This is a genomic window from Streptomyces sp. SA15, assembly GCF_002291145.1.
Lineage (GTDB): Bacteria > Actinomycetota > Actinomycetes > Streptomycetales > Streptomycetaceae > Streptomyces.
This window is the reverse complement of the sequence record NZ_NTGE01000018.1, coordinates 1-23,491: the sequence shown is the minus strand read 5'-3', so window position 1 is coordinate 23,491 and position 23,491 is coordinate 1. Positions and strand designations below refer to the sequence as shown.

The following is a 23,491-nucleotide window of genomic DNA, read 5'->3' as shown; positions in this document are numbered from 1 at the left end:
CAAGACAACGGCCTGTGCGGCAGAGTGGAAAGCCCTGACTCCGCTACGAGCCGACCCTGATCTTGCTCGGGGTCAGCCGCGATCCGCCTCGGGGCGGGCCGTGGAGCGCGCCTCGGCGAGCGCCCGCAGCGTGCGCGCGTCGGCGATGGCACGCTGTTTGGCGATACCCGGCTGGATGCCCAGCGCGGGCAGGCTGGTGCCGTCGCTGAGGTTGAGGAACACCCACGGATCGCCCGGACGGAGGTTCACCTGGATGATCTCGGCCCAGTCCAGGTGCCGCCTGCTCGCGATGTTGACGACGGTGACGCCGGACTCGTCGGCGACGACCTTCGGCCGGGACAGCACGAGCAGCACACCGAACAGGAGCGCTCCGGTGAAGACGAAGCTGAGGCGCTCACCGGGGCTGAGCCGCTCCAGCAGCATCGCGACCGTCGTGATGACCACGAAGATCGCGACACCGGCGGTGAGCAGGACGGCACGGGTGCGCCCTGGCCGGAATGTGACGGGGAGAGCGGGCAGTTCGGACATCTCTTTCGGGTCCCTCAGAGACGGCAGGCGTGGATGGCCGTGGTCAGGATGGCCCGGGCGCCGATGTCGTAGAGGTCGTCCATGATCCGCTGGGCCTCCTTGGCCGGCACCATCGCGCGGACGGCGACCCAGCCCTCGTTGTGCAGTGGGGAGACGGTCGGGGACTCCAGCCCCGGCGTGAGGGCGACGGCCTTCTCCAGCTGCTCGACGCGGCAGTCGTAGTCCATCATCACGTACGTCCGGGCGACCAGGACGCCCTGGAGGCGACGCAGGAACTGCTGCACCTTGGGCTCCTCGCCGTTCTCCCCGGTACGGCGGATCACGACGGCCTCGGACTTCATGATCGGCTTGCCGATGACCTCCAGGCCCGCGTTGCGCAGGGAGGTACCGGTCTCGACGACGTCCGCGATGACCTCGGCGACACCGAGCTCGATGGCGGTCTCGACGGCGCCGTCGAGGTGGACGACGGAGGCGTCGATGCCGTTGTCGGCGAGGTGCCCCGCGACGATGCCCTCGTAGGAGGTGGCGACCGTCATGCCGTTCAGGTCCTCGACGCCGTTCGCCGTGCCGGGCTTGGTGGCGTAGCGGAAGGTGGAGCGGGCGAAGCCGAGCGGGAGGATCTCCTCGGCGTTGGCGCCGGAGTCGATGAGCAGGTCGCGGCCGGTGATGCCGATGTCGAGCTGGCCGGAGGAGACGTAGATCGCGATGTCACGGGGGCGGAGGTAGAAGAACTCGACGTCGTTCTCCGGGTCGACGATCCGCAGTTCCTTGGACTCGCGGCGCTGCTGGTAGCCGGCCTCATGCAGCATCTCCGCCGCAGGGCCGGACAGGGAACCCTTGTTGGGGACGGCGATGCGCAGCATGAGGTCGGCTTCCTTTGCGTGGGTTTCTTGCGGATCGGGTGCGGGCTGGGCTTACAGGTGGGCGTAGACGTCGTCCAGGGAGATCCCGCGGGCGACCATCATCACCTGGACGTGGTACAGCAGCTGCGAGATCTCCTCGGCGGCCGCCTCCTTGCCCTCGTACTCGGCGGCCATCCAGACCTCGGCGGCCTCTTCGACGACCTTCTTGCCGATGGCATGGACGCCCTTGCCGACCAGCTCCGCGGTGCGGGAGGTGGCGGGGTCGCCATTTGCGGCCTTGTGCTGGAGCTCGGTGAAGAGCTCCTCGAACGTCTTCTTGGACATGGTGGCGCCCACTTTACGCGGTGTGTCGGGCCACCTAGCGCCATGGTTCAGATACTGAGCGGAGGGTGGCCGCGGTGGCCACGGCCGCCGTCACCGCCTCGTGTCCCTTGTCCTCGTTCGAGCCCTCGATGCCTGCCCGGTCCAGGGCCTGTTCCTCGGTGTCACAGGTCAGCAAGCCGAAGCCGACCGGGACGCCGGTGTCGACCGAGACCTGGGTCAGGCCCTGGGTGACGCCCTGGCACACGTACTCGAAGTGGGGGGTGCCGCCGCGGATGACGACACCGAGGGCGACGATCGCGTCGTAGCCGCGCCCCGCGAGGACCTTGGCCACCACGGGGAGCTCCCAGCTGCCGGGGACCCGGAGCAGGGTCGGCTCGTCGATTCCCAGGTCGTGCAGTGCGCGCAGGGCGCCGTTCACCAGACCGTCCATCACCTTCTCGTGCCACTGCGCCGCGATGACGGCGACCCGCAGGTCTCCGACATTGCGTACGGACAGTTCCGGTGCACCCTTGCCGCTCACGTCTCTCCTCGTTGGTTTCCTACTGGTTGCCGCAGGTGGACACGGGGGTCGTGTCCAGCCAGGGCAGGTCGTGTCCCATCCGGTCCCGCTTGGTGCGCAGGTAGCGGAGGTTGTGCTCGCCCGCCTGTACGGGCATCGGCTCGCGGCCGGTGACCTTGAGGCCGTGGCGGACGAGCGCGTCGGTCTTGTCGGGGTTGTTGGTCATCAGGCGCACGCTGCGGACGCCGAGGTCCTGAAGGATCTGCGCGCCGGCGCCGTAGTCCCGGGCGTCGGCGGGCAGGCCGAGCTCCAGGTTGGCGTCGAGGGTGTCGTGGCCCTGCTCCTGGAGCTCGTAGGCCCGCAGTTTGGACAGCAGGCCGATGCCGCGGCCCTCGTGTCCGCGCAGGTAGACGACCACTCCCCGGCCCTCGGCCTGGATGCGTTCCAAGGAGGCGTCCAGCTGGGGGCCGCAGTCGCAGCGCAGGGAGTGGAAGACGTCGCCGGTGAGGCACTCGGAGTGGACGCGGACGACGACGTCCTCGCCGTCGCCGATGTCGCCGTGCACCAGGGCGACGTGCTCGACGCCGTCGACGGTGGAGCGGTAGCCGTACGCGGTGAAGGTGCCGTGGACGGTGGGCAGATGGGTCTTCGCCTCGCGGCGCACCGTGGGCTCGGAGCTGCGGCGGTAGGCGATCAGGTCCTCGATGGAGATGATGCTCAGACCGTGCTTGCGGGCGAAGGGGATGAGTTCGCGCAGGCGCAGCATCTGGCCGTCCTCGCCGGCGATCTCGACGATGGCGCCGGCCGGGCGGAGCCCCGCGAGCCGGGCGAGGTCGACGGCGGCCTCGGTGTGGCCGTTGCGGACGAGCACGCCGCCGGGCTTGGCGCGGAGGGGGAAGATGTGGCCGGGGCGGACCAGCTCCGTCGGCTCGGCCGTACCGCTCGCGAGCAGTTGAAGTGTGGTGGCGCGATCGGAGGCGGAGATCCCCGTGGTCACACCGTGAGCGGCCGAGGCGTCCACGGAGACGGTGAACGCGGTCTTCATGGACTCGGTGTTGTCGTCGACCATCTGCGGGAGCCGCAACCGGTCCAGTTCGTCGCCCTCCATGGGGGCGCAGATCAGGCCGCGGCACTCGCTCATCATGAAGGCGACGATCTCCGGGGTCGCCATCTCCGCGGCGATGACGAGGTCGCCCTCGTTCTCCCGGTCCTCGTCGTCGACGACCACGACGGGGCGGCCGGCCGCGATGTCGGCGATGGCCTGCTCCACGGGATCGAGCGCGAAGTCCTCGAAACCGTCGGTGCTGTACAGAATCGGTGCCGCGGTCATGCCGGCGCTCCTTCCATGACGGGCTGCGGGGCCTTGCGGGAGCGCAGCCACCAGTCGCGCATGCCCCACAGGACGAGTGCGCCGTAGATGACGTAGACGAAGCCGGAGAAGGCGTAGCCGTTGGCGAAGTTCAGGGGCACGCCGACGAGGTCGACGAGCAGCCAGGCGAACCAGAACTCGACCATGCCGCGCGCCTGGGCGTACATGGCGACGACGGTGCCGACGAAGATGTAGGCGTCGGGCCAGGGGTCCCAGGACAGGGTCGGGTAGGCCTTGAAGAGCAGGGCCACCGCGACCGTGCCGACGGCGGCGGCGCCCACCATCGCCGCGCGTTCGCGCCAGGTGGCGAACCGCGGGGTGATCTGGCCGTCCTCCGACTGGCCCCTGCGGCGGTTCCACTGCCACCAGCCGTACACGGCGACGACCATGACGACGGCCTGCTTGCCGGCGCTGCCGGTCAGGTGGCCGAAGAAGGCGCCGAAGAGGATGAGGCCGGACAGGAACTGCACGGGCCAGCTCCAGATGGACCGGCGCCAGCCGAGGGCGAGGGCGGCCAGACCGAAGATGTTGCCGACCATGTCCGACCACAGGATGTGCTGGTCGAACAGGACGAACGCCTCGGAGTTCAGCCAGTTCACCGACCGGCCCCCTGACTGGCCATCAGCCGCTCGACGTACTTGGCGATGACGTCGACCTCGAGGTTGACCGGGTCGCCGGGCTGCTTGAGGCCGAGCGTGGTCAGGGCGAGGGTGGTGGGGATGAGGCTGACGGTGAAGTAGTCGGGGCCGGCGTCGACGACGGTGAGGCTGATGCCGTCGACGGTGATGGAGCCCTTCTCGACGACGTACCGGGAGAGGTCCGCGGGGAGCGAGATCTTCACGATCTCCCAGTGCTCGGACGGCTTGCGTTCCAGCACCTCGCCGGTGCCGTCCACGTGCCCCTGCACGATGTGCCCGCCGAGGCGCGTGCCTACAGCGGTGGGGCGTTCGAGGTTGACTCGGGAGCCGACGGCGAGGGCGCCCAGGCTGGAGCGGTTCAGGGTCTCGGCCATCACGTCGGCGGTGAACTCGTCGCCCTCGTGGTCGACGACCGTGAGACAGACGCCGTTGACGGCGATCGAGTCGCCGTGCTTCGCGCCTTCTGTGACGACCGGGCCGCGCAGCCGGAAGCGGGAGGCATCGCCGAGGTTCTCGACGGCCGTGATCTCGCCCAGCTCTTCGACGATTCCGGTGAACACTTCCCGGGTCCTCCTGCCGCTTGGGGCACGGACTCCGGGGCTGTCGATGACGACAGAATGTACGAGCAGGGACACCGGGGGCACGCCGGACGGAACTCGCCTCATGGACGAGCGGTACGGCGGCGCGCTCGAAGGCCCGCCCGCCGCGCACTGCCTCCCATCCGGACTTTAACCGTCGGTCCAGGAATTTCACCTGGTCAACCGGCCGCTGGAGGCGACCGGGTCGCGGACTGTAACCGCCGGTTCGGACTTCCACCGACCCCGGAGTGCGCTGCTTCTGGTACGGAACCAGTGTGCCACGCCTGATCGACGGCCATACGGGTGAATCGTGTGGGGTGGCTCACAGAGCGTGCCGGGCATGTCACCAACTCCCGAATGGTCCGCACCTATTGGCCCTGGTGGTCTAGTCCTTTTAGGGTCTGCGCACGGGTCCGGCGACGGTGACGACGGCCCTTTCCCGCCGCCGGACCCCCGGGCCCGGGGCCTTCTGGCAGGGTGACCCGCATGACGACGAGCGCGACCGCCGACGAGTTCGAGCGCCACCGCCCCCGGCTGTTCGGCCTGGCCTACCGCATGCTCGGCTCGGCCGAGGAGGCCGAGGACGCGGTCCAGGACGCCTACCTGCGCTTCAGCGGGGCCGACCGCGCCGGCATCGAGCATGCCGCGGCCTGGCTCGCCAAGGTCGTCACCAACCTCTGCCTCAACCGGCTGACCTCGGCCCGCGCCCGGCGCGAGAATTACGTCGGGACCTGGCTGCCGGAGCCGGTGGTCACCTCCGACGGGACGCTCGGCCCCCTGGAGTCGGCCGAGCAGCGCGAAGCGGTGTCCATGGCGCTGCTGATCCTGATGGAGCGGCTTACGCCGACCGAGCGGGCGGTGTACGTGCTGCGGGAGGCGTTCGGCTACGGGCACCGGGAGATCGCCGGCGTCCTGGACCTCTCCGAGCCCAACTGCCGTCAGCTGTACCGGCGTGCGGTCCGGCGGGTGGGCGTGCCGCAGGCGCGTTTCGATGCGGCGCCCGAGCGGCGGGAGGAGCTCGTCGCCTCCTTCGTGGCGGCGGCCCGGGACGGCGATCTGGCCGGCCTGGAGAAGCTGCTCGCGGCCGATGTGACCTGGTCGAGCGACGGTGGCGGCAAGGCCAGGGCGGCCCGGCGGCCGGTCGAGGGGCGCGAGAAGGTCGTCCGGCTCGTGGTGGGCGGCGTCGAGCGGTTCGCGGCGGGCCTGGACTACATGGCGGTCGAGGTCAACGGCGCGACCGGGCTCGCGGCGTGGGCGGGCGACACACTCGCCGGGGTTGTCGCGTTCGATCTGCGGGACGGTCTGATCACGCATGTGCGGGTCGTGGTGAACCCGGACAAACTGGAGTTCGTACGCCGTCAGCTCGCGAGCTCGTAGCGGCCTGTCACATTTCACACGGGCTACTCGGTCCTAGTTGACGAAGGGCGCTCCACCCGGGAGCGTCCGGCGTTCGAAGGGACTGAACAGCATGACCACGATCCTGGTGACCGGCGGTACCGGAACGCTCGGCCGGCTCGTCACCGAGCGGCTGCGCGCGGACGGGCACGAGGTGCGGGTGCTCAGCCGGCACGCGCAGCCGTACGCTGTCGATCTGCGTGAGGGCGGCGAAGCTCTGGACGCGGCCGTGGCGGGCGTGGACACGATCGTGCACTGCGCGAGCTCGCCGCGCGGCGGTGACGAGCAGGCCGCCGCGCACCTGATCGCGGCGGCACGGCGGGCGGGTGTGGGCCACTTGGTCTACATCTCGATCGTCGGCATCGACCGGGTGCCGTTCGGCTATTACAAGAGCAAGCTGGCGGTGGAGAAGCTGATCGAGGAGTCGGGGCTCGGCTGGACCGTGCTGCGTACGACGCAGTTCCATGATCTGCCGGTGATGCTGTTCGAGGTGCAGGCCAAGTCTCCGGTGCTGCTGCTCCCGGCCGGCGTGCCGGACCAGCCGATCGAGGTGGCGGAGGTCGCGGCGCGGCTGGCCGAGCTGGCCTCGGGCCCGCCCGCGGGGCGCGTCGAGGACATGGGCGGGCCCGAGGTGCGGTCGCTGGAGTCGCTGGCCCGTGCCTGGCTGAAGGCGACCGGACGGAAGCGGGCGGTGGTGAACGTGCCGCTGCTGGGGAAGGCGTACCGGGCCTTCCGGGCCGGCGGCCACCTCACGCCGGAGCACGCCGTCGGCAAGGGCACGTTCGAGGAGTACCTCGCGCGGCGGCGCGGATGAGCCGGCGCGACCGGCTCCGCGCGGGACTGGGTCTGCTCGCCGGAATCCAGGTGCTGCTCGGCCTGTGGATCCTGCTGCTGCCGGACACCTTCTGGAAGTGGCGCTGGGTGTCGTACCTCCCGCCGTACAACGAGCATCTGCTGCGGGACCTCGGTGGTGCGAATCTGGCGCTCGCCGTGGTCCTGTGCGCGGCGGTCGCGGCGATGGAGCGGCGGTTGGTGTTCACCGCACTCGTGGCGTACCTGACGGCTTCGGCGCCTCATCTGGTGTTCCACGCCCAGCACTTGAGCCGTTGTCGGCCGCGAGCGGAGCGGGCCCGATGGCGCTGCTGGGAGCGAGCGTGATCGGGCCGGCCCTGTTGCTCTGGCTGGCGGCCGATCCGTCGGCCTTCCGCGGGCCCGCGCCCGTGGCCTAGGGCCCTTCTGATGGATCTCCGTGGGAGAAGGAGCGGCGTCCGGTGCGTGCTCTCGGCGTGCCGCGCGGAAGTCCTCGATGGGGGTCCCCCCGCTCGAGCGAAGCCGAGAGTGGGGGAGGAGCTACTAGGGCTTTCGCGCGGTGCGGTGAGAGTGCGTGCCGGGCGTCGCGACGCCGCGGAGATCCATCAGAAGGGCCCTAGCGCCCCGGAGGCGCGAACAGGTCGTCCTGAGCCCGCTCGCGCGCCGTGAGCAGCGCCCCGCGCAGCACCGCTCCCCCGCCCAGCATGCTGGGGCGTACCTCTGTGGGCAGGGGTGACAGGCGGGTGAGACGGCTTTGGACGCGGGCGGCCAGGGTGTCGCCGCCCGCGCGGCCGATCTCGCCGGCCAGCACCACGCAGCCGGGGTCCAGTACGGAGATGACGGCGGCTGCGCCCAGCGCGACGCGGTCGGCGAGGGCGTCGAGGAACCGGTCGGCGGACGCGTCGGTGCCGGCCCGGTCGGCCGCGGCGCGGACGAGCGCCGACGCGTGGGGTTCGGGTTCGTGCGCGGTGGCCGGTGCCGTCATGCCGTACTCCGCCGCGAGGCCGGCGATCGCACCGGCCGCCGCGAGCGAGTGGAAACCCCCGTCGCAGTCGGTGGCGGACGGCAGCCCCGTGGTTCCCGGAACCGGCAGGAAGCCGATCTCGCCCGCGCCGCCCGAGGCGCCCCGGCGCAGCGTTCCGTCGAGGACCACCGCGGCGCCGATGCCCATGCCGAACCACAGCAGCACGAACGTCTCCCGGTCCCGGGCGGCGCCGTCGCGCTGTTCGGCGAGGGCGGCGAGGTTGGTCTCGTTCTCGACGCTGACGCGGGCGTCCGGGAAGCGTTCCTGCAAGGCGGCCACCAGGCGCCGGTGCCACTCGGGCAGGCCGGAGGAGTCGCGGAGTTCGCCGCTCGCCGGGTCGATCAGGCCGGGCGCGCCGATGCCGACGGTGTGCAGCCGGTCGGCCCCGGCCTCCTTCGCCACGCGCTCGACCAGCGTGACCGCCTGCTCCACCGCGGGCCCCGTCCCGGCGTCGTCGCCGATCGGCACGGACGCCTCGGCGAGCACCTTCCCGAGCAGGTCGGAGACGACGACGGAGACGCCCTCGGTGCGGACGTCCAGCGCCGCCAGATGGGCCCGATCGGCGACTATGCCGTACAGCTTCGCGTTCGGCCCCCGGCGCTGCTCCCCCGACTCCCCGACCACCGTGATCAGCCCGGATGCGGCGAGGCGCTCGACGAGGTCGGCGACGGTCGGCCGGGACAGACCGGTCAGCTGCTTCAGCTGCCCTGCCGTCAACGGGCCCTCCTGCTGGAGCAGACGCAGGGCGAGCCGGTCGTTGATGGCCCGGGCGGTGCTCGGGGATGCGGGCATGCCGGGATCCTCCCAGATGGGCGGGCCGCCGGGACGTCGTACGGCCGGTTAATCCCTTACCTATCAGGAAGGGACCCTGATAGTTTACGGCGGCGATGCGAGCGGGTCCGTGGACGTGGAGGGCGGGAGAATGGGCGAAGTGCGCTACGCGCAGCGTGAGGTGAGGCGGGCCCGGTACGCCGTGGCAGCCGTGTTCGCCGTGCACGGCGCCGTGACCGGCTCGTTCGCGACGCGGGTGCCGTGGATCCAGGACCATGCGTCGGTGAGTGCGGGGCAGCTGGGGCTCGCTCTGGCCTTCCCCGCGCTCGGCGCGTCCGTGGCGATGCCGCTCGCGGGCAGCATCAGCCACCGCTTCGGCGCCCGGAACGCCCTGCGCGGCCTGATCGCCCTGTGGACGCTGGCGCTGGCCCTGCCGTCTCTCGCCCCGAACCTGCTGACTCTCTGCCTGGCCCTGTTCGCCTACGGCGCGACGGCGGGCATGGCGGACGTGGCGATGAACGCGCTCGGCGTGGAGATCGAGAACCGCCTGGGCCGGTCGATCATGTCCGGCCTGCACGGCATGTGGAGCGCGGGCGCGCTGGCCGGTTCGGCGGCGGGCACGCTCGCCGCGCACCTGGGATCGGATGCCCGTCTGCACCACGCCCTCGCGGCGGGCGTCCTCACACTCCTCGGCGTGCTGGCCTGTCGCTGGGTGCTCGACCTGCAGCCCGCCGAGGACGAGGAGCCGCCGCCCCGGTTCGCCCTGCCGCCCAAGTCGGCGCTGCTCATCGGCGCGGTCGGGTTCTGCGCGGTGTTCGCCGAGGGCGCGAGTCTGGACTGGTCCGCGGTCTATCTGCGCGACCAGCTGGACAGCTCGGCGGGACTCGCGGCGGCCTGCACGACCGGCTTCACGCTCACAATGGCGATCGCCCGGATCGCCGGCGACAAGGTGGTGGACCGGTTCGGCTCGGTGCGCACGGTCCGCGTGAGCGGTGTGCTGGCCGCGCTCGGCGGGCTGCTCATCGTCGTCGCGGACCATGCGGCGGTGGCGATGGCCGGGTTCGCGCTGATGGGCCTGGGCATCGCCGTCGTCGTCCCGCTGTGCTTCGCCGCGGCGGGCCGCAGCGGTCCGAACGCCAGCCTTGCCATCGCGGGCGTCGCGACGATCACGTACACCTCGGGTCTGATCGCGCCCAGCGCGATCGGCGGTCTGGCCCAGGCGACCAGCCTGATGGTGTCGTTCGGCCTGGTGACGGTGCTGGCCTGCGGGCTCGTGGCCTTCGCGGGCGTACTGCGCGCGGGCGACCGCGACCGGCCGAAGGTCGGGTCGCAGGCCGCGGCGGTTCCCGACCCGCGGCCCTGAACTTCGGGTTGTACGACGCTGGGCGCGGCGTCTCGGCATCGAGCCGACGGCGAGGCTCAGCGCGCCAAGTCGTAGGCGTACGACGGCGAGAAGGTGCCCGGCGTGCCCTTGCACCCGTCCGACTCCCCCGGCAGCTTCACCCACAGGTAGGCGTCGATCCGCGCCTCCCCGGTGTTCAGCGAGGGCGCCCGGCCGATCTTCCGGCCGGCCGGATCGCACCACTCGCCGTCTGCCGGGGCGCCGTTGCCGTTGCGGCTGGTGTCGACGACGGCGCCCAGGCTCGCCGGACCGCCCAGGGCGTCGAGCACCTGTCGGTCGTAGGCGATCTCGTCGGATGTGCGGTGGAAGTTGGAGACGTTGCTGAAGATGCCGTCGGAGGAGGCGGCCGAGGCGGCGCCGGCCCGTTTCAGCCACCCTGCCTGTTTCGCGGGCGGGTTCCAGCCGGAGTGGCCGGCGTCGTAGTAGACCCGCGCGTTGGGGTTGGCGGCCTTGAGGACGCGGCCCGCGCGGGCCAACGAGGCGAAGCGGCGGGTCCGTTCACCCGAGGAGAGGCACTCGGCCTGGGCGACCGAGTCGGGTTCCAGTATGACGATGACATCCCTGGAGCCCAGTCCCGCGGCGAAGGCGTCGATCCAGTCGTCGTACGCGGCCAGATCGGGCGCTCCGCCCTCGGAGTGCCCGCCGCAGTCGCGGCCCGGGATCGCGTACGGCACGACCACCGGCACCCGGCCCTGCGCGGCACCGCCCGAGGTGACGGCGCGGACCCGTGCGGTGATGGTCGACGGCGTGAAATCGGCGAACCAGACGGCCGCCGGGTGGTCGGCGATACGGGACTCGATGACCGCGTGACGCGGGTCGTCGGTGTGGGCGCGCACCCACTCGAGCACCTGGGACTCGGGGTGGCGGTAGAGCCGGGTGGAGACGGCGGCCGTCTGCGGCTTCCCCTCCCTCTCCGGCTCCGTCTCCGTCTTCGTCGGTGACGGCGTCGGGCTGATGTCCTTCTCCTTCGGGGACTTCTTCGGCGACTCAGACGCCGACGCACTGGTCGAGGGCGGTCCCGAAGACACGGCGGGCAGCGGTGCCAGGCGCGGCGAGTCGGTCACCTGGGGCCTGGCCTGGTCGGAGCCGCGCCGGTCGTCGAGCGCGGACAGCATCCCGGTCGCCGTGCCGACCGCGACGACGACGGAGGCCGCCGCGACCATGGCGCCACGCCGGGCGGCCCGCCTGCGCTCGGCCCGACGTGCGGCAAGGCGCTGGGCACGTAAGCCTGACACCTCTTGCTCCCCCTCCCCCACGGCGGGTGCGTTCCCCCGTTCTGGGGAAGCGTCGGGCCCGCCGGTACCCGGGCCAGCCTAAAGCTGCGACTCTGCCCCCATGGTGCAATGCGAACAATTCACCACACCCGTCGACGCGGTCATCTCCCGTATGCGCGCGCTCGACTCGGACCTGCCGGCCCGGGACGGCCTCGCCGTCTTCAACCGCGTCTACCTCGCCGTCACCGAGGCGGTGGACCGGCGCATCGACAGCGGGCGGTTCCCGGACGCGCGGGCCGCGATCACGCTGGACGTGCGGTTCGCGGAACGCTACCTGGCCGCCGTCGACGCGGCGGCCGACGAGCGGCGCCCGCCGGCCTGCTGGCGGCCCCTGTTCCAGTTCCGCCACCATCCCGGCGTACGACCGCTGCAGTTCGCCCTCGCGGGCATCAATGCGCACATCGGGCACGACCTGGCGCTGGCCGTCGTGGACACCTGTCGTACGCTCGGCTGCGAACCCGCCGACGTGGAGGACGAGTTCGACCGCGTGGGCGACCTCCTCGTCTCGCTGGAGGAGCGCATCCGCGAAGATCTGATGCCGGGTCCCGACGTTCTCCAGATCGCCGACCCGCTCACCCATCTGCTGGGGGCGTGGAGCCTGGAGCGGGCCCGGGACGCCACCTGGACGGCGGCGCGGGCCCTGTGGGCGTTGCGCCGGCTGCCCGATGTCGCCGAGGAGTTCACCGACCGCCTGGACGCGGCGGTCGGCCTCGCCGGACGCATGCTGCTCACACCGCTGCCGGACTGATCCGGCCGCGCGTCCCTTCCGGCTCAGTCCTCAGGCAGTTCGACCGGCGCGATCTCGTCGTACACGTCGCCCGGCCCGGGGTTCGTCGGGTCGGTCGTGCCGCCGAAGTGGTGCATGACGCCCCAGACCGCGTTCAGCGCGGTCTGCACGGCGCCCTCGGCCCAGCCGGCCGTCCAGGAGATGTCGTCGCCGGCCAGGAAGATGCCCCGCGTGTCCTCGGGCAGCCGGTCCTGCATGAAGTGGGTGAACAGGCGCCGCTGGTAGCGGTAGTGGCCGGGCAGGTTGGCCTTGAACGCGCCCATGAAGTAGGGCTCGTTCTCCCAGGAGACGGTCACCGGATTGCCGATGATGTGCTTCCTGATGTCGACCTTCGGATAGATCTCGCCCAGCGACTTCAGCATGACGTCCATCCGCTCGTTCGCGGACAGCGGCAGCCACTTCAGGCTGTCGTCGCACCAGGTGTAGGACAGGCAGATGACGGCGGGCTTGTCGGGGCCGTCGTCGAGGAGGTAGGTGCCGCGCGTCATACGGTCGGTGAGGGTCATCGACATGACGTCCCGGCCGGTGTCCTCGTCCTTGTCCAGCCAGAACGGCCGGTCGACGGGGACGAAGAGCTTGGAGCTCTCCATGTAGTGGGTCCGCTCGATCGCCGTCCAGTGGTCGATCGGGAAGAGGGAGTCGTCGCAGGCGATCTTGGAGAGCAGCATCCAGGACTGGGCGGTGAAGATCACCGCCTGGTAGGTGCGGATGTCACCGTTCGCGTCGGTCACGGTGATCCGGTTGCCGGCGGTGCGATGGAGCCGGGTCACGGCGGGGCGGGGCTCGCCGTTGTCGTGCAGGGACTTCAGTGACGTGCCGTAGGCCCAGTGCACGATCTTCTCCGGCTCCCGCTCCCACAGGCGCAACGGCAGTTGCTGGGAGCCGCCTACGATGCCGCGGTGGTGGTCGTCGGCCTCGGTGTAGACGACGCGCAGGATCTCCAGGATGGAGTTGGGGAAGTCGGTGTCCCAGCCGCCGGTGCCGAAGCCGACCTGGCCGAAGATCTCGCGGTGCCGGAAGGACTTGAAGGCCTCGGAGTCGCAGAGGAAGCCGTAGAAGGTCTGGTTGTCCAGCTTCTCGACGAGCCTCGCCCAGATCTCGCGGATGCGCGGCACGTTCCGCTCGCGCAGGGCCCGGTTCATGTCGGAGAAGTCGGCGCCCTCTTCGAGGCAGCGGTTCCAGGCGTCCGCCACGTCCCGGTAGACCTGCGGGAGGTCGTCGATCGTCTCGGCGTAGTGGGACTCGCCCTTGAGGTCGACGACGGTCGAAGGGGTCGTCTCCGCGAGGGGGTTGGGGAAGGGCCGGGTCTCGAGCCCTACGAGGTCGATGTAGTGCTGGAGTGCCGTGGAGGACGGCGGGAAGCGCATCGCGCCCATCTCGGCGGTGAGGGACGGGTCGCACCCCTCGAAGCCGACCGTCCGCAGCCGGCCGCCGATCCGGTCGGCCTCGTGGACGACGGGCTTGAGGCCCATCTTCATCAGCTCGTACGCGGCCACGATGCCGGACAGACCGCCCCCGATGACCGCGACCTCGGTGCCGTGCTCGGTCGCGGGTATCTGCCCGAGGCCCGCCGGGTGGGCGAGGAAGTCGTCGTACGCGTACGGGAAGTCCGGGCCGAACATGGTGATCGGCGGCTGCTGCTCGTCTGCGTGCTCGACGGCGTTGGGCACGGTGGACGTCATGGGGTACGGACTCCTTGCACAAGAAAGGTACGGCGGGGGTGGGATCGTCAGATGAGGGACCCGTAGAGGCCGGGACGGCGGTCCTTCAGATAAGGGTTCGCCTCCCGGGATGCGGCGAGGAAGGCCGGGTCGACGTCCGCGAGGAGCAGTTCGTCGCCGCGGCCTGCCCGGGTGCGGGCGACTCCGTCGGGGCCGGCGAGCGTGGAGAGCCCGACGAAGTCGAACTCCCCTTCCTGGCCGACCCGGTTGACGTACGCGACGTACATCTGGTTCTCGAATGCGCGCACCGGCACGACGGACTCGGCGACGAACTGGAACGGGTGCATCTGCGCGGTCGGCACCAGCAGCAGGTCGGTGCCGGCGAGGGCGTGGGCGCGGACGTTCTCCGGGAACTCGACGTCGTAGCAGATCATCAGGCCGACCCGGAGACCGTTCAACTCCGCCTGTACGACGGTCTGTTCGCCCGGCGTGAAGTGGTCGCGTTCGAAGCAGCCGAAGAGGTGGGTCTTGCGGTAGTTGGCGAGGCGGGTGCCGTCGGCGGAGATCAACTGGGCGGAGTTGAAGACCTGGCCGGCGGCGCGCTCGGGGTAGCCGTAGGCGATCGCGAGGCCGTGCCGGGTGGCCGTCTCGGCGATCGCGTCCGCGGCCTCGCCGTCGGCGGGCTCGGCGAGGCGCCCGATGTCGTCGCCGATCGCGTACCCGGTGAGGAACATCTCCGGCGCGACCAGGAGCCCGGCGCCCGCCGCGGCGGCCCGGCCCGCGGCCTCGTCGAGGACCTTGAGGTTCTCGGCGGTCGAGCCGGTGCGGCCGGAGCTCTGGAGCAGGGCGGTGCGCATGCGTGTTCCTCACCGGGCGGAAGAGTGGTTGGAGGGGCCACGTAGACGGTACGGGCGGCGGGCTCGGGCGGACAAGAACGAGCCGTTGCGCGCCGGTGCGCTGATCGTTGCGTGCGCTGCGGGGCGGGCGGCGATTCGTTGCGCGGCCCTTCGCGTCACGGTTGCTCCGTGACGACTCGCGCGCCGGCCATCAGCACGAGCGCCCGTCACCAGGTAGTGCCCCGCGAGCAGGGCATCGACGACGTCCTGTTGGGTGCCCCTCGGGCTGGGCGTGCGATCCGTTGCGCGGCCCGAGGCGTCATCGCGCGGGCGTCGGACGCGGTCAGGGTTACGCCTTGGCCGCCCGTGCGCCGCCCGCCGGCACCGGCGCTGGCACCAAGTGCGACACCGCGAGCAGCGGATCGACGATGCCCTGCCGCTTACGCCTCGGGCCGAGCAACGACTCGTAGCGCAGACGTCCCTCCACATGGGACGTCGACAGCGTCAGAGACGCGCCCTGGCGGCCCGAGCGCCACCCGCCGGCACCGGCGCTGGCACCAACTGCAACACCACGAGCAGCGCATCGACGATGCCCTGCCACTTACGCCTCGGGCCGAACAACGACTCGTAGCGCAGACGTCCCTCCACATGGGACGTCGACAGCGTCAGAGACGCGCCCTGGCGGCCCGAGCGCCACCCGCCAGCACCAGCGCCGTCACCAGGTACGGCACCGCGAGCAGCGCGAAGACCGTGCCGTGCGCCGTCGTCGTGCCGAGCAGCCCGTACAGGCCGTACACGGCGACCGTGCCCAGGTCGGTGCCCAGGCCCGCGACGGAGGTCAGGGTGGCCCGGCGGGCTTCGTCGATGCGGTGCTGGAGTCGGACGTCCGCGAGCACGTCCGCCAGTTGGAAGGCGCCGAAGGCGAGGGCCACGAGACCGATGCCTGCCGGTGTCCGGGCCACGGCGCCCGTGGCCAGGGCGAGCGCGGCACCGGCGAGCAGGACGGCGAGTCCGGTCGTGCCGAGGCGTTCGGCCGGTCCGGTCAGCAGGCTGCCGGCCGTGGCTCCCGCCCAGATCAGCAGGATCAGATAGGGCACTGTCTCCTCCGTCACGCCGAGGTCGCGGACCAGGAGGGGTGTGTACTCGTCGAGGGCGCCCCACACCGCGCCGACGGCCGGGACGAGCAGGAGGGCGCCGCGTACGGACCGGTCCGCGCGGGCTTCGGCGAGGCCGGCCCGCAGGGTCGCCGCCCAACTGTCGTCCGCGGACGCCCGGGTCACCCGGTGTTCGGGGAACCGGGTCGCGATCGCCGCGGTCAGCAGGGCGGCCAGCACGCTCGCCGCCCCCACAGCCTGGTAGCCGCCCAGTGCGAAGACCGGCCCGGCCAGTCCCACGGACGCCATCGTGGCCATCAGCCGCGCCGCCCGGGCCCGGCCCATGACCCGCGCGTACCGGTCGGCGGCGCCGAGATGGTCCAGTTCGTCGTAGACCAGCGCCTCCAGCGCGCCGGAGGCGAGGGCCCCGCCCGTGCCCCACAGGACGAAGCCGAGTGCGAAGGCCCAGTACGACGGGACGATCACCCACAGGGCGAAGCCGGCCGCGGTGAGCAGCGGGCCGACCCACAGCAGCAGCCGTCGGGATACGGCGTCGGCCCAGGCGCCGGAGGGGACCTCCAGCAGCACGCCGGTGATCGACCACAGGGCGAAGAGGGAGGAGATCTGCCCGACGGACAGACCGGTGTCGCTGAACAGCAGCGCGTACACCGGGTAGAGCAGGACGAAGTCGTCGAGGAACGCGTAGCCGTACAGCGTGGCCGTCAGCCGCCGGAGGCCGGTGGCACGGGTGGTGGGTCAATGTCGGCGGGTCATGCCACCGATGCTAGAACGCGTCCGGCGCATCCGGCCACACGCTTTAGCGGGCAACCACCGGTGCAGAGGGGCGACCGCCGCTCTACGTGGGCGATCCCGACGAGAAGCGGCGCAGCAGCGGTGACAGCACCAGCACGGACTTGGTCCGTTCCACGAACGGCTCCCCCGCGATCCGCTCCAGGACCCGTTCGAAGTGCCGCATGTCGGAGGCGAAGACCTGGGCGATCGCGTCCGCGTCGCCGGTGACGGTCGACGCGGCCACGACCTCCTGGTAGCGCTCCAGACCGCGCTGGATGGTCTCCGGCGAGGTGTTGCTGCGGCAGTAGATCTCGACGAACCCCTCGGTCTCCCAGCCGAGGGCCGCCGGATCCACCCGAACGGTGAAGCCGGTGATGGCCCCGGTGGCGCGCAGCCGGTCCACGCGCCGTTTCACGGCGGGTGCGGAGAGGCCGACCAGCTGCCCGATGTCCGCGTAGGAGCGGCGGGCGTCCTCGGCGAGGGCGTGCACGATGCGTTCGTCGAGATCGTTCAGCACGGTGGGTGGATCACTTCTCAGGTGTTGTCTCAGGTGTTGTCTCAGGTGTTCAGTTGCTCAGGTGTTCAGGTGTTACGAGTCGGTGGTGCGAGGTGGCGCGAGTCGGGAACGGCGATGGCCGTAGACGAAGTAGAACACGAGCCCGACGGCCATCCAGACCCCGAAGACCCCCCACGTGACGGCGGACAGGCTGCCCATCATCCAGAGGCAGAAGGCGATGTACGACGATGAGCGCCGGCAGGTTGAAGACGCCGCCGTCGCCGGGCGGGGCCGACAGCGCGGCGGGGACGGTGACGCCGATGGTGCCGTCGAGCAGCTCGTTCAGGCTTTCGAGCGTTGCGCATGAGGTGGACGGGGCTCTGCGATGGGGCTGTTCAGTACAGCTCTTTGACAAGGAAGGTGCAGGGGTCGACCCAGTCGTGCAGCACGCCGTCCGGGCCCTCGTACGACCAGCGGTCGTAGTAGTCGATCAGGGGCTCATAACCGAGCCTCGCATAGAGGGCGGCTGCGCGCGGGTTGTCCTTCGCGACACCGATGCCGACGACCGTGAACCCTCGTTCCGGGGCCAGTTCCTCGCACGAGCGAATGAGGGCCGTGCCGATGCCCCGCGAGCGGAGTTCCTCGGGCCACACGCCCACCGCGCTGATCTCCGGGCAGCCGGGCCGGGCGGCCCGCACGTCGGGGGCGTCGCAGCCGATCCAGCGCATCTCGGCGTGCCCGACGGGCCGCCCGTCCAGCCAGGCGACGAGATACGTGCTCTCCCCCCTCTCCTGGCGCGCGAACCGCCGGGCGTGGAACGAGAGGGCTCCGGGTGAGCCGATGTGTTGGTCGAGCAGCGCCACGTCGGCGGGCCCGCAGACGGTGATCTCCATGGACCCGAACGTAGCCGCCCGGGTACGCCGACGGCCCCCGATTTTCCCGGCGGAACGGGTCAACGGGGGCCGTACACAAGGGAATTGGCTCACCAGCTGTCGTGCAGCGGCTTGCCCTCGGCGTAACCGGCCGCGCTCTGGATGCCGACGACGGCCTTCTCGGCGAACTCCTCCAGGGATCCCGCACCGGCGTAGGTGCAGGAGGAGCGGACGCCCGCGATGATCGAGTCGATCAGATCCTCGACGCCCGGGCGGGCCGGGTCGAGGAACATGCGGGAGGTGGAGATGCCTTCCTGGAACAACGCCTTGCGGGCGCGGTCGTACGCCGACTCCTCCGACGTACGGTTGGCCACCGCACGCGCGGAGGCCATGCCGAACGACTCCTTGTAGAGACGCCCGTCGGCGTCCTGCTGGAGGTCGCCCGGAGACTCGTACGTGCCCGCGAACCAAGACCCGATCATCACGTTGGACGCACCGGCCGCGAGCGCCATGGCGACGTCGCGCGGGTGGCGGACACCGCCGTCGGCCCAGACGTGCTTGCCGTACTTCTTCGCCTCGGCGGCGCACTCCAGGACCGCGGAGAACTGCGGTCGGCCGACGCCGGTCATCATGCGGGTGGTGCACATGGCGCCGGGGCCGACACCGACCTTGACGATGTCCGCGCCGGCCTCGACCAGATCCCTGATCCCCTCGGCGGCGACGATGTTGCCCGCGACGATCGGGACCTGCGGGTCGAGGTCGCGCACCAGCTTGATCGCACCGATCATCGACTCCTGGTGGCCGTGCGCCGTGTCGATGACGAGCGTGTCGACGCCCGCGTCCAGCAGCTGCTTGGCCTTGCCCGCGACGTCGCCGTTGATGCCGACGGCCGCGGCGATCCGCAGCCGGCCCTGCGCGTCGGTGGCCGGCGTGTAGAGCGTGGCGCGCAGGGCGCCCTTGCGGGTGAGGATGCCGGCGAGGCGGCCGTCCTTGTCGACGGCGGGCGCGTAGCGACGGTTGGCGTGGTCCAGCCGGTTGAAGGCCTCGCGCGGGTCGAGGTCGGCGTCTATCAGCAGCAGGTCCTTGGACATGACCACTTCGAGCTGGGTGAAGCGGTCGACGCCGCTCAGGTCCCGGTCGGTGACCACACCGACCGGCCGCTGCTCCTCGTCGACGACCACACCGGCGTTGTGCGCACGCTTCGGCAGCAGGGACAGCGCGTCGGCGACGGTCTGGTGCGGCGCCAGCACGATCGGAGTGTCCAGCACGAGGTGGCGGCTCTTCACCCAGGAGATGACCTCGGTGACGACGTCGATCGGGATGTCCTGCGGTATGACGACGAGTCCGCCGCGCCGGGCCACGGTCTCCGCCATACGGCGCCCGGCGATGGCGGTCATGTTGGCGACGACCAGCGGGATCGTGGTGCCCGTGCCGTCCGGGGAGCTGAGGTCCACGCCCTGCCGCGAGCCGACCGCGCTGCGACTCGGGACCATGAAGACGTCGTCGTACGTCAGGTCGTACGCGGGCTGGATGTCATTGAGGAAACGCACGTGCTGCACATCCCAGTCGATCAGAGGTGGCCCCCGGACAGGTCAGCCAGGGGGAAGAGCACGTACTTCATTGTCCCATGTCGGCCGGAATGCGATGCCCGGGCGGATCGTCCAGGCAGGTCAGAGGGGTATTCGGAGGAACCTCCAGGAGCCGGATCCGGTCGGACCGCCCTCCGAACTAGGCTGCCCCGCGCTCGGCCTCGGACAACGCGGTACGCGCCGATTCGATGAACTCCCTTCTATGCGTGTCGAGTTCCCCGAGGGACGCGTGCTTCCGGAAGGCCTCCATCAGTGCGTGCGCCGCGGCCGCCGGCTCGGCCGGGCCTTCCAGGAGCAGGACTCCGTAGGCCCGCTGAAGGTCGGAGAGGTCGCTCGACTGTCCCTCCCCCGTCCTGCGCGTGACGGCGACGGCGTCGGCGGCCTCCAAGAAGCGGACGTACGTCTGCCGGCGCTGGTCGAGAACGCGGACAGCGCGCTGTTCCTCGAGGCTCAGCCGCAGGGTGTGCAGCGCGGCCTCCGCCTGCCGCTCGCCGGCCGCGCGGGTGGACCGCGCGGAGATCAGACTGCCGGCCAGCGCGGCGCCGGCCCCGATGAGCGCCGCGAACAGCGCGACGAGCCACTCACTCATGGACGCATTCTGCCTGCCCCCTGTCCCGCGGCGGTCGCGAGGGCCGATCGGGCCCCGGGTACCATCGCCTCGCCGCTCCCGACAGGATCTGCAAAGGGGCGCCGATCTGCGGAAACTCGGTACACGGCAGGCAGCGGCCGATAGGATGGCGAGACACTTGTGGCGACGGGCGACGGGCGACGGGCGACGGGCGACGGGCGACGGGCGACGGGCGACGGGCGACGGGCGACGGGCGACGGGCGATTCTGTTCGCGGCGCGCTCGCAGAACGCTCTGCATCGGCTCCTCGACACACTTCCGGTCTTCGCGGGTGACCACCGATTCGAACGCCTCTTCACCCTCGTCCCCGGCTCCGACTTCTCCACCGACGCCCTCACCGCGATAGAGCGGGCCGGCGCCCGCACCCTCCCCTGGGCACACGCCACAAGCCGCCGCTTCGCCCTGATCCTCGCCGCCAGTCCCAAGGGCGACCTCCAGGCGCTGCACGGCCCCCGGGCCCTCCTCCCGCACGGCGCCGGCTTCAACAAGTCGCTCCCCGAGGAGGGCACGCAGGACTCCGCGTCCGGTCTCGACCCCGCCCACCTCCTGCTGCCCGACGGCACCCTCCTCGCCGACCTCTACGCGTTCGCCCACCCCGGCCAGGTCTCCCGCCTGGCCAAGGTCAGTCCGGAGGCGGCCGCCCGCGCCGCGGTCGTCGGCGACCCTCTCCTGGAACGCTTCCTCGACTCCGCCGACCGACGGGACCGCTACCGAGCCGCCCTGCGTACCGGCACCCGCACGCTGGTCGTGCTCGCGTCCACCTGGGGCGAGGAGTCCTTGCTCCGGCGCCGCCCCTCCCTGCCCGCCGAGCTGGCCGCCGTACTGCCTCACGACGAGTACCAGCTCGCCCTCGTCCTGCACCCCAACGAGCGGGTCGAGCTGGGCAGGTTCGAGCTCGAGCAGCGCCTCGCCCCGGCTCGCGACGCCGGTCTCCTCCTGCCGGACGCGTACGAGGAATGGGCCGCGGTCATGATCGCCGCGGACGCGGTGATCACCGACCACGGCTCGGCGGCCCTGTACGCGGCGGCCCTCGACCGCCCCGTCCTCGCCGCCTACGACGGCGGTGCGGAGCTGCTTCCCGACAGCCCCATGGCCACCCTGCTGAACCGGGTCCCACCCTTCGCCGCCCCCGATCCTGAAAACCTCGAAGACCTCGAAGACCTCGAAGACCCCGGCGGCATCGCAGCGGCAATCCGCGACCACCACCACCGCCCCGGCACCATGCGCGCCCTCACCGAGACCGTGTTCGCCGAGCACGGACACGGCCTGGAGCGGCTGCGCGCGGAGCTGTACGCGCTCATCGGCGTCGAGCCGCCCTCCGCGCCCGTCGTCCCCCGTCTGTTCCCCGACCCGTCACCGGCGCCCGTCACGCCGCACGCGTTCGCGGTCCGCATCCGGCACGGCGACGGGGAGTTCGTCCACGTGACACGGCACCCCGCGCACTTCCCACCGCCCACCCCCGCCCATCACCTCGCGGCCGAGGTCGGCACCGCCGGCGTGCGTCACACGCAGAGCGCCGCGCTCCTCTACCGGAGGACCGGCCCGGCCGGGGCGCACAGCAGCGGGACGGTACACACGGCGGCCGACTGGACCGTCCGGGTCCTGGCGGACCATCCGGGAGGCCGCCGGACCGCCGCGGTCATCGTGTCGGACATCCACTGCCTGGTCCGGCCGCACTCCGGCCCGCTGCTGTCCGTACGCATCTCCCCCTGCCAGGAGCCGGACGGGCTGACGTACGCAGATCCGGCGGCGGTCCTCTCCGCCGTCCACGCCACGCTCACCGACGAGCGGACCGACCCCGCGCCCACATCCCTCACCTGCGCGATCGGCTCGCGCGCCTTCGCCGTACGACTGTCCCCCGCCACCCCGGACGAGGCCGGTCTGTCCGTCCAGTAGCGGCCCTCGCCGTACGGCTGACCCCGCCGCCCGGACGAAGCCGCACCGCCCCTCCAGTAGCCCTACCAGTCACTGCAACCCGCACCGCTCCCGAACGGCCCGTGCCGCCGCACGGTGCTCCTCGGCCTCCGCCGCCCGGCTCTCTCCGGCGGCCAGTTCGGCGAGTGCCTCCAGGACGCGGGCCTCGTCGCGGGAGCCACCACGCCCCCGCGATCCGGCCAGTGCGGTCAGATACAGCTCACGCGCCTCGTCCGCCCTCCCGAGGCGCGCCAGCACACCGCCCAGGGCGTACTCCGCACGTGCGGTGAGCCGGATCCGTCCGCCCTCCTCGAACTCCACCCGCGCCCGCGCCAACAGCTCCGCCGCGCGCTCCAGCTCACCGAGGTGAGCCAGGGCTTCGCCCAGGCGGTATGTCTGGAGCGTGACACCGTACGCGTTGCCGATCCCGGCGTGTTCGGCGCGCGATGCCTCGAAGTCGGCCGCCGCGGACGCCCAGTCGCCCTGCGCCGCGCGCAGCATCCCGCGGAACTCCCTGGCGGACGCGGCGAGTTTGCGCTCGTCCTTGGACTTCCCGAGAGCGGCCTCCACGGCTCGCAGCGCGTGCGAGAGTTCCCGGTCCGACGCCTCGAAGTCCCCTTGTTCCCACAGCGGCCGGGCGAGCTGGCACCGCATGCGGATGACGGCCCGGACGTCACCGGCTCGCTGCGCGGCGGCCACGCCGGTCCGGAAGGCGTCGATGTGGTCGGCGTAGTGCGGGTGATCCAGGAAGTGCGTCCACAGGGGTTCGCACAGCGCCCAGGCCTCGTCGGTACCCCACTCGCCCTCGACGCCCACCGCGTGGGCGATGCGCACACAGGCGAACAGCGCGTGCCGCTCGGACTCCAGCCACCGGTGGGCCCGCCTCTTCCCGACATGTGGCGCGTCGCCGGGTCGCTCGAACAGCACGTCCAGCGTGCCGGGCACCGGCGGCACGTCGGCGGCGAGGGTGAGCCTGCGGCCCGCGGCGAGCAGGTCGGCGCGCTGCGCCTGCCGCAGGTACCAGCGGACGATCCGCCGCCGCGCCGCGTCCCGCTCGGCCTCGTCGCCGTCGGCCTCGGCCCGCCGCCGGGCATGGGCCCGCAGCAGCTCGGGCAGCCGTGCACGACCGTCCTCCGAGTCCCTGTCGTCCAGGAGCCCCGCCTCGCGCAGCTCGTCCAGCGCGTCCTCGGCGGCCTCGGCGCCACTGCCGAGCAGCGCGTCGAGGGCGGCCGGGGTGAAGGACGGGCCGGGGAAGTCGGCGAGCAGCCGGTAGAGCCGGGCGGCCTCGGCGCTCAGCCCGCGGTAGGCGGCGTCCCAGACCCGTTCCACCATCGGGATGCCCTTCTCG

At 71.6% G+C, this 23,491-nt stretch carries 23 protein-coding genes, 1 pseudogene and 1 riboswitch; of the genes and pseudogenes, 6 read left to right on the top strand and 18 right to left on the bottom strand.

Going from position 1 to position 23,491, the window contains the following annotated elements; genetic code table 11:
- Positions 1-72: 72 nt before the first annotated feature.
- The 7 genes from CLM62_RS03240 to CLM62_RS03210 are packed head-to-tail and all read right to left on the bottom strand — an operon-like array spanning position 73 to position 4,781.
- A complete protein-coding gene (locus CLM62_RS03240; protein ID WP_095748353.1) occupies positions 73-528 on the bottom strand; it encodes a PH domain-containing protein in 456 nt (151 codons plus the stop codon).
- A 14-nt stretch (positions 529-542) separates the two neighbouring features.
- Entirely contained in the window at positions 543-1,391 is an 849-nt protein-coding gene (gene hisG / locus CLM62_RS03235) for an ATP phosphoribosyltransferase (RefSeq protein ID WP_095748352.1), read from the bottom strand.
- Between the two features lie 51 nt (positions 1,392-1,442).
- Entirely contained in the window at positions 1,443-1,715 is a 273-nt protein-coding gene (locus CLM62_RS03230) for a phosphoribosyl-ATP diphosphatase (protein ID WP_031486114.1), read from the bottom strand.
- Positions 1,716-1,749: 34 nt separating this feature from the next.
- The gene (gene ribH, locus CLM62_RS03225; RefSeq protein ID WP_095748351.1) at positions 1,750-2,235 is read right to left on the bottom strand and encodes a 6,7-dimethyl-8-ribityllumazine synthase; all 486 of its coding nucleotides are present in this window, start codon (positions 2,233-2,235) and stop codon (positions 1,750-1,752) included.
- Between the two features lie 19 nt (positions 2,236-2,254).
- On the bottom strand, positions 2,255-3,544 hold the full coding sequence (locus CLM62_RS03220) for a bifunctional 3,4-dihydroxy-2-butanone-4-phosphate synthase/GTP cyclohydrolase II (RefSeq protein WP_095748350.1): 1,290 nt from the start codon (positions 3,542-3,544) through the stop codon (positions 2,255-2,257).
- On the bottom strand, positions 3,541-4,182 hold the full coding sequence (locus CLM62_RS03215; protein ID WP_095748349.1) for a nicotinamide mononucleotide transporter family protein: 642 nt from the start codon (positions 4,180-4,182) through the stop codon (positions 3,541-3,543). Before CLM62_RS03215 ends, CLM62_RS03220 begins: the two co-directional genes overlap by 4 nt.
- Positions 4,179-4,781, bottom strand: a complete 603-nt coding sequence (locus CLM62_RS03210) for a riboflavin synthase (RefSeq protein ID WP_095748348.1) — start codon at positions 4,779-4,781, stop codon at positions 4,179-4,181. The genes CLM62_RS03215 and CLM62_RS03210 overlap by 4 nt, the downstream gene beginning before the upstream one ends.
- A 143-nt stretch (positions 4,782-4,924) precedes the next feature.
- Positions 4,925-5,055, bottom strand: a riboswitch (FMN riboswitch).
- Between the two features lie 230 nt (positions 5,056-5,285).
- Here CLM62_RS03210 and CLM62_RS03205 point away from each other — a divergent pair.
- The 3 genes from CLM62_RS03205 to CLM62_RS03195 all read left to right on the top strand — a co-directional run bounded on the left by CLM62_RS03205 (position 5,286) and on the right by CLM62_RS03195 (position 7,352).
- Positions 5,286-6,176 (top strand): RNA polymerase sigma-70 factor, encoded by an 891-nt coding sequence (locus CLM62_RS03205; protein ID WP_095748347.1) that lies wholly within the window; start codon positions 5,286-5,288, stop codon positions 6,174-6,176.
- A gap of 91 nt (positions 6,177-6,267) precedes the next feature.
- Complete coding sequence (locus tag CLM62_RS03200; RefSeq protein WP_095748346.1) at positions 6,268-7,008, top strand: SDR family oxidoreductase; 741 nt, start codon at positions 6,268-6,270, stop codon at positions 7,006-7,008.
- Positions 7,005-7,352, top strand: a complete 348-nt coding sequence (locus tag CLM62_RS03195) for a hypothetical protein (RefSeq protein WP_257003641.1) — start codon at positions 7,005-7,007, stop codon at positions 7,350-7,352. The genes CLM62_RS03200 and CLM62_RS03195 overlap by 4 nt, the downstream gene beginning before the upstream one ends.
- Positions 7,353-7,620: 268 nt before the next feature.
- On the opposite strand, the gene CLM62_RS03190 is transcribed toward CLM62_RS03195, so the two are convergent.
- Entirely contained in the window at positions 7,621-8,820 is a 1,200-nt protein-coding gene (locus tag CLM62_RS03190) for an ROK family transcriptional regulator (protein ID WP_095748345.1), read from the bottom strand.
- Between the two features lie 130 nt (positions 8,821-8,950).
- Here CLM62_RS03190 and CLM62_RS03185 point away from each other — a divergent pair, with 130 nt between their 5' ends.
- A complete protein-coding gene (locus CLM62_RS03185) occupies positions 8,951-10,162 on the top strand; it encodes an MFS transporter (RefSeq protein ID WP_095748344.1) in 1,212 nt (403 codons plus the stop codon).
- Between the two features lie 56 nt (positions 10,163-10,218).
- Here the strand turns inward: CLM62_RS03185 and CLM62_RS03180 are convergent, their stop codons facing one another.
- Positions 10,219-11,364, bottom strand: coding sequence for a glycoside hydrolase family 6 protein (locus CLM62_RS03180; RefSeq protein ID WP_095748343.1), 1,146 nt, complete (start codon positions 11,362-11,364; stop codon positions 10,219-10,221).
- A 172-nt stretch (positions 11,365-11,536) separates the two neighbouring features.
- Here CLM62_RS03180 and CLM62_RS03175 point away from each other — a divergent pair, with 172 nt between their 5' ends.
- Positions 11,537-12,223, top strand: a complete 687-nt coding sequence (locus tag CLM62_RS03175; RefSeq protein WP_095748342.1) for a DUF5995 family protein — start codon at positions 11,537-11,539, stop codon at positions 12,221-12,223.
- Between the two features lie 23 nt (positions 12,224-12,246).
- On the opposite strand, the gene CLM62_RS03170 is transcribed toward CLM62_RS03175, so the two are convergent.
- The 8 genes from CLM62_RS03170 to CLM62_RS03135 all read right to left on the bottom strand — a co-directional run bounded on the left by CLM62_RS03170 (position 12,247) and on the right by CLM62_RS03135 (position 20,191).
- Positions 12,247-13,944 carry an NAD(P)/FAD-dependent oxidoreductase gene (locus CLM62_RS03170; RefSeq protein ID WP_095748341.1) on the bottom strand — a complete coding sequence of 566 codons (1,698 nt, stop codon included), beginning with the start codon at positions 13,942-13,944 and terminating at the stop codon, positions 12,247-12,249.
- 47 nt (positions 13,945-13,991) lie between these two features.
- Positions 13,992-14,780 carry a carbon-nitrogen hydrolase family protein gene (locus CLM62_RS03165; protein ID WP_095748340.1) on the bottom strand — a complete coding sequence of 263 codons (789 nt, stop codon included), beginning with the start codon at positions 14,778-14,780 and terminating at the stop codon, positions 13,992-13,994.
- A 644-nt stretch (positions 14,781-15,424) separates the two neighbouring features.
- Entirely contained in the window at positions 15,425-16,579 is a 1,155-nt protein-coding gene (locus CLM62_RS03160) for an MFS transporter (protein ID WP_095748339.1), read from the bottom strand.
- Positions 16,580-16,709: 130 nt separating this feature from the next.
- Complete coding sequence (locus CLM62_RS03155) at positions 16,710-17,162, bottom strand: Lrp/AsnC family transcriptional regulator (protein WP_095748338.1); 453 nt, start codon at positions 17,160-17,162, stop codon at positions 16,710-16,712.
- A 72-nt stretch (positions 17,163-17,234) separates the two neighbouring features.
- A complete protein-coding gene (locus CLM62_RS03150; protein ID WP_373559099.1) occupies positions 17,235-17,381 on the bottom strand; it encodes an amino acid permease C-terminal domain-containing protein in 147 nt (48 codons plus the stop codon).
- A gap of 155 nt (positions 17,382-17,536) precedes the next feature.
- Entirely contained in the window at positions 17,537-18,034 is a 498-nt protein-coding gene (locus CLM62_RS03145) for a GNAT family N-acetyltransferase (RefSeq protein ID WP_095748337.1), read from the bottom strand.
- Between the two features lie 89 nt (positions 18,035-18,123).
- Complete coding sequence (locus CLM62_RS03140) at positions 18,124-19,563, bottom strand: GuaB1 family IMP dehydrogenase-related protein (RefSeq protein WP_179381915.1); 1,440 nt, start codon at positions 19,561-19,563, stop codon at positions 18,124-18,126.
- A gap of 178 nt (positions 19,564-19,741) precedes the next feature.
- A complete protein-coding gene (locus tag CLM62_RS03135; RefSeq protein ID WP_095748335.1) occupies positions 19,742-20,191 on the bottom strand; it encodes a hypothetical protein in 450 nt (149 codons plus the stop codon).
- A gap of 785 nt (positions 20,192-20,976) precedes the next feature.
- On the opposite strand from CLM62_RS03135, the gene CLM62_RS03130 reads away from it, so the two are divergent.
- Positions 20,977-22,125 carry a translation initiation factor 2 gene (locus CLM62_RS03130; protein WP_306457879.1) on the top strand — a complete coding sequence of 383 codons (1,149 nt, stop codon included), beginning with the start codon at positions 20,977-20,979 and terminating at the stop codon, positions 22,123-22,125.
- A gap of 69 nt (positions 22,126-22,194) precedes the next feature.
- Here CLM62_RS03130 and CLM62_RS49690 read toward each other — a convergent pair.
- Positions 22,195-23,491, bottom strand: a pseudogene (locus CLM62_RS49690) (hypothetical protein); the annotation flags it as partial.

Excerpts from the sequence above, each read along its gene's own strand:
- CLM62_RS03185 (WP_095748344.1), top strand. The coding sequence starts at position 8,951 with ATGGGCGAAGTGCGCTACGCGCAGCGTGAGGTGAGGCGGGCCCGGTAC.
- hisG (WP_095748352.1), bottom strand. The coding sequence starts at position 1,391 with ATGCTGCGCATCGCCGTCCCCAACAAGGGTTCCCTGTCCGGCCCTGCG.
- CLM62_RS03205 (WP_095748347.1), top strand. The coding sequence starts at position 5,286 with ATGACGACGAGCGCGACCGCCGACGAGTTCGAGCGCCACCGCCCCCGG.
- CLM62_RS03175 (WP_095748342.1), top strand. The coding sequence starts at position 11,537 with ATGGTGCAATGCGAACAATTCACCACACCCGTCGACGCGGTCATCTCC.
- CLM62_RS03195 (WP_257003641.1), top strand. The coding sequence starts at position 7,005 with ATGAGCCGGCGCGACCGGCTCCGCGCGGGACTGGGTCTGCTCGCCGGA.
- CLM62_RS03170 (WP_095748341.1), bottom strand. The coding sequence starts at position 13,944 with ATGACGTCCACCGTGCCCAACGCCGTCGAGCACGCAGACGAGCAGCAG.
- CLM62_RS03180 (WP_095748343.1), bottom strand. The coding sequence starts at position 11,364 with ATGGTCGCGGCGGCCTCCGTCGTCGTCGCGGTCGGCACGGCGACCGGG.
- CLM62_RS03190 (WP_095748345.1), bottom strand. The coding sequence starts at position 8,820 with ATGCCCGCATCCCCGAGCACCGCCCGGGCCATCAACGACCGGCTCGCC.
- CLM62_RS03135 (WP_095748335.1), bottom strand. The coding sequence starts at position 20,191 with ATGAGTGAGTGGCTCGTCGCGCTGTTCGCGGCGCTCATCGGGGCCGGC.
- CLM62_RS03200 (WP_095748346.1), top strand. The coding sequence starts at position 6,268 with ATGACCACGATCCTGGTGACCGGCGGTACCGGAACGCTCGGCCGGCTC.
- CLM62_RS03240 (WP_095748353.1), bottom strand. The coding sequence starts at position 528 with ATGTCCGAACTGCCCGCTCTCCCCGTCACATTCCGGCCAGGGCGCACC.
- CLM62_RS03220 (WP_095748350.1), bottom strand. The coding sequence starts at position 3,544 with ATGACCGCGGCACCGATTCTGTACAGCACCGACGGTTTCGAGGACTTC.
- CLM62_RS03165 (WP_095748340.1), bottom strand. The coding sequence starts at position 14,780 with ATGCGCACCGCCCTGCTCCAGAGCTCCGGCCGCACCGGCTCGACCGCC.
- CLM62_RS03230 (WP_031486114.1), bottom strand. The coding sequence starts at position 1,715 with ATGTCCAAGAAGACGTTCGAGGAGCTCTTCACCGAGCTCCAGCACAAG.
- CLM62_RS03145 (WP_095748337.1), bottom strand. The coding sequence starts at position 18,034 with ATGGAGATCACCGTCTGCGGGCCCGCCGACGTGGCGCTGCTCGACCAA.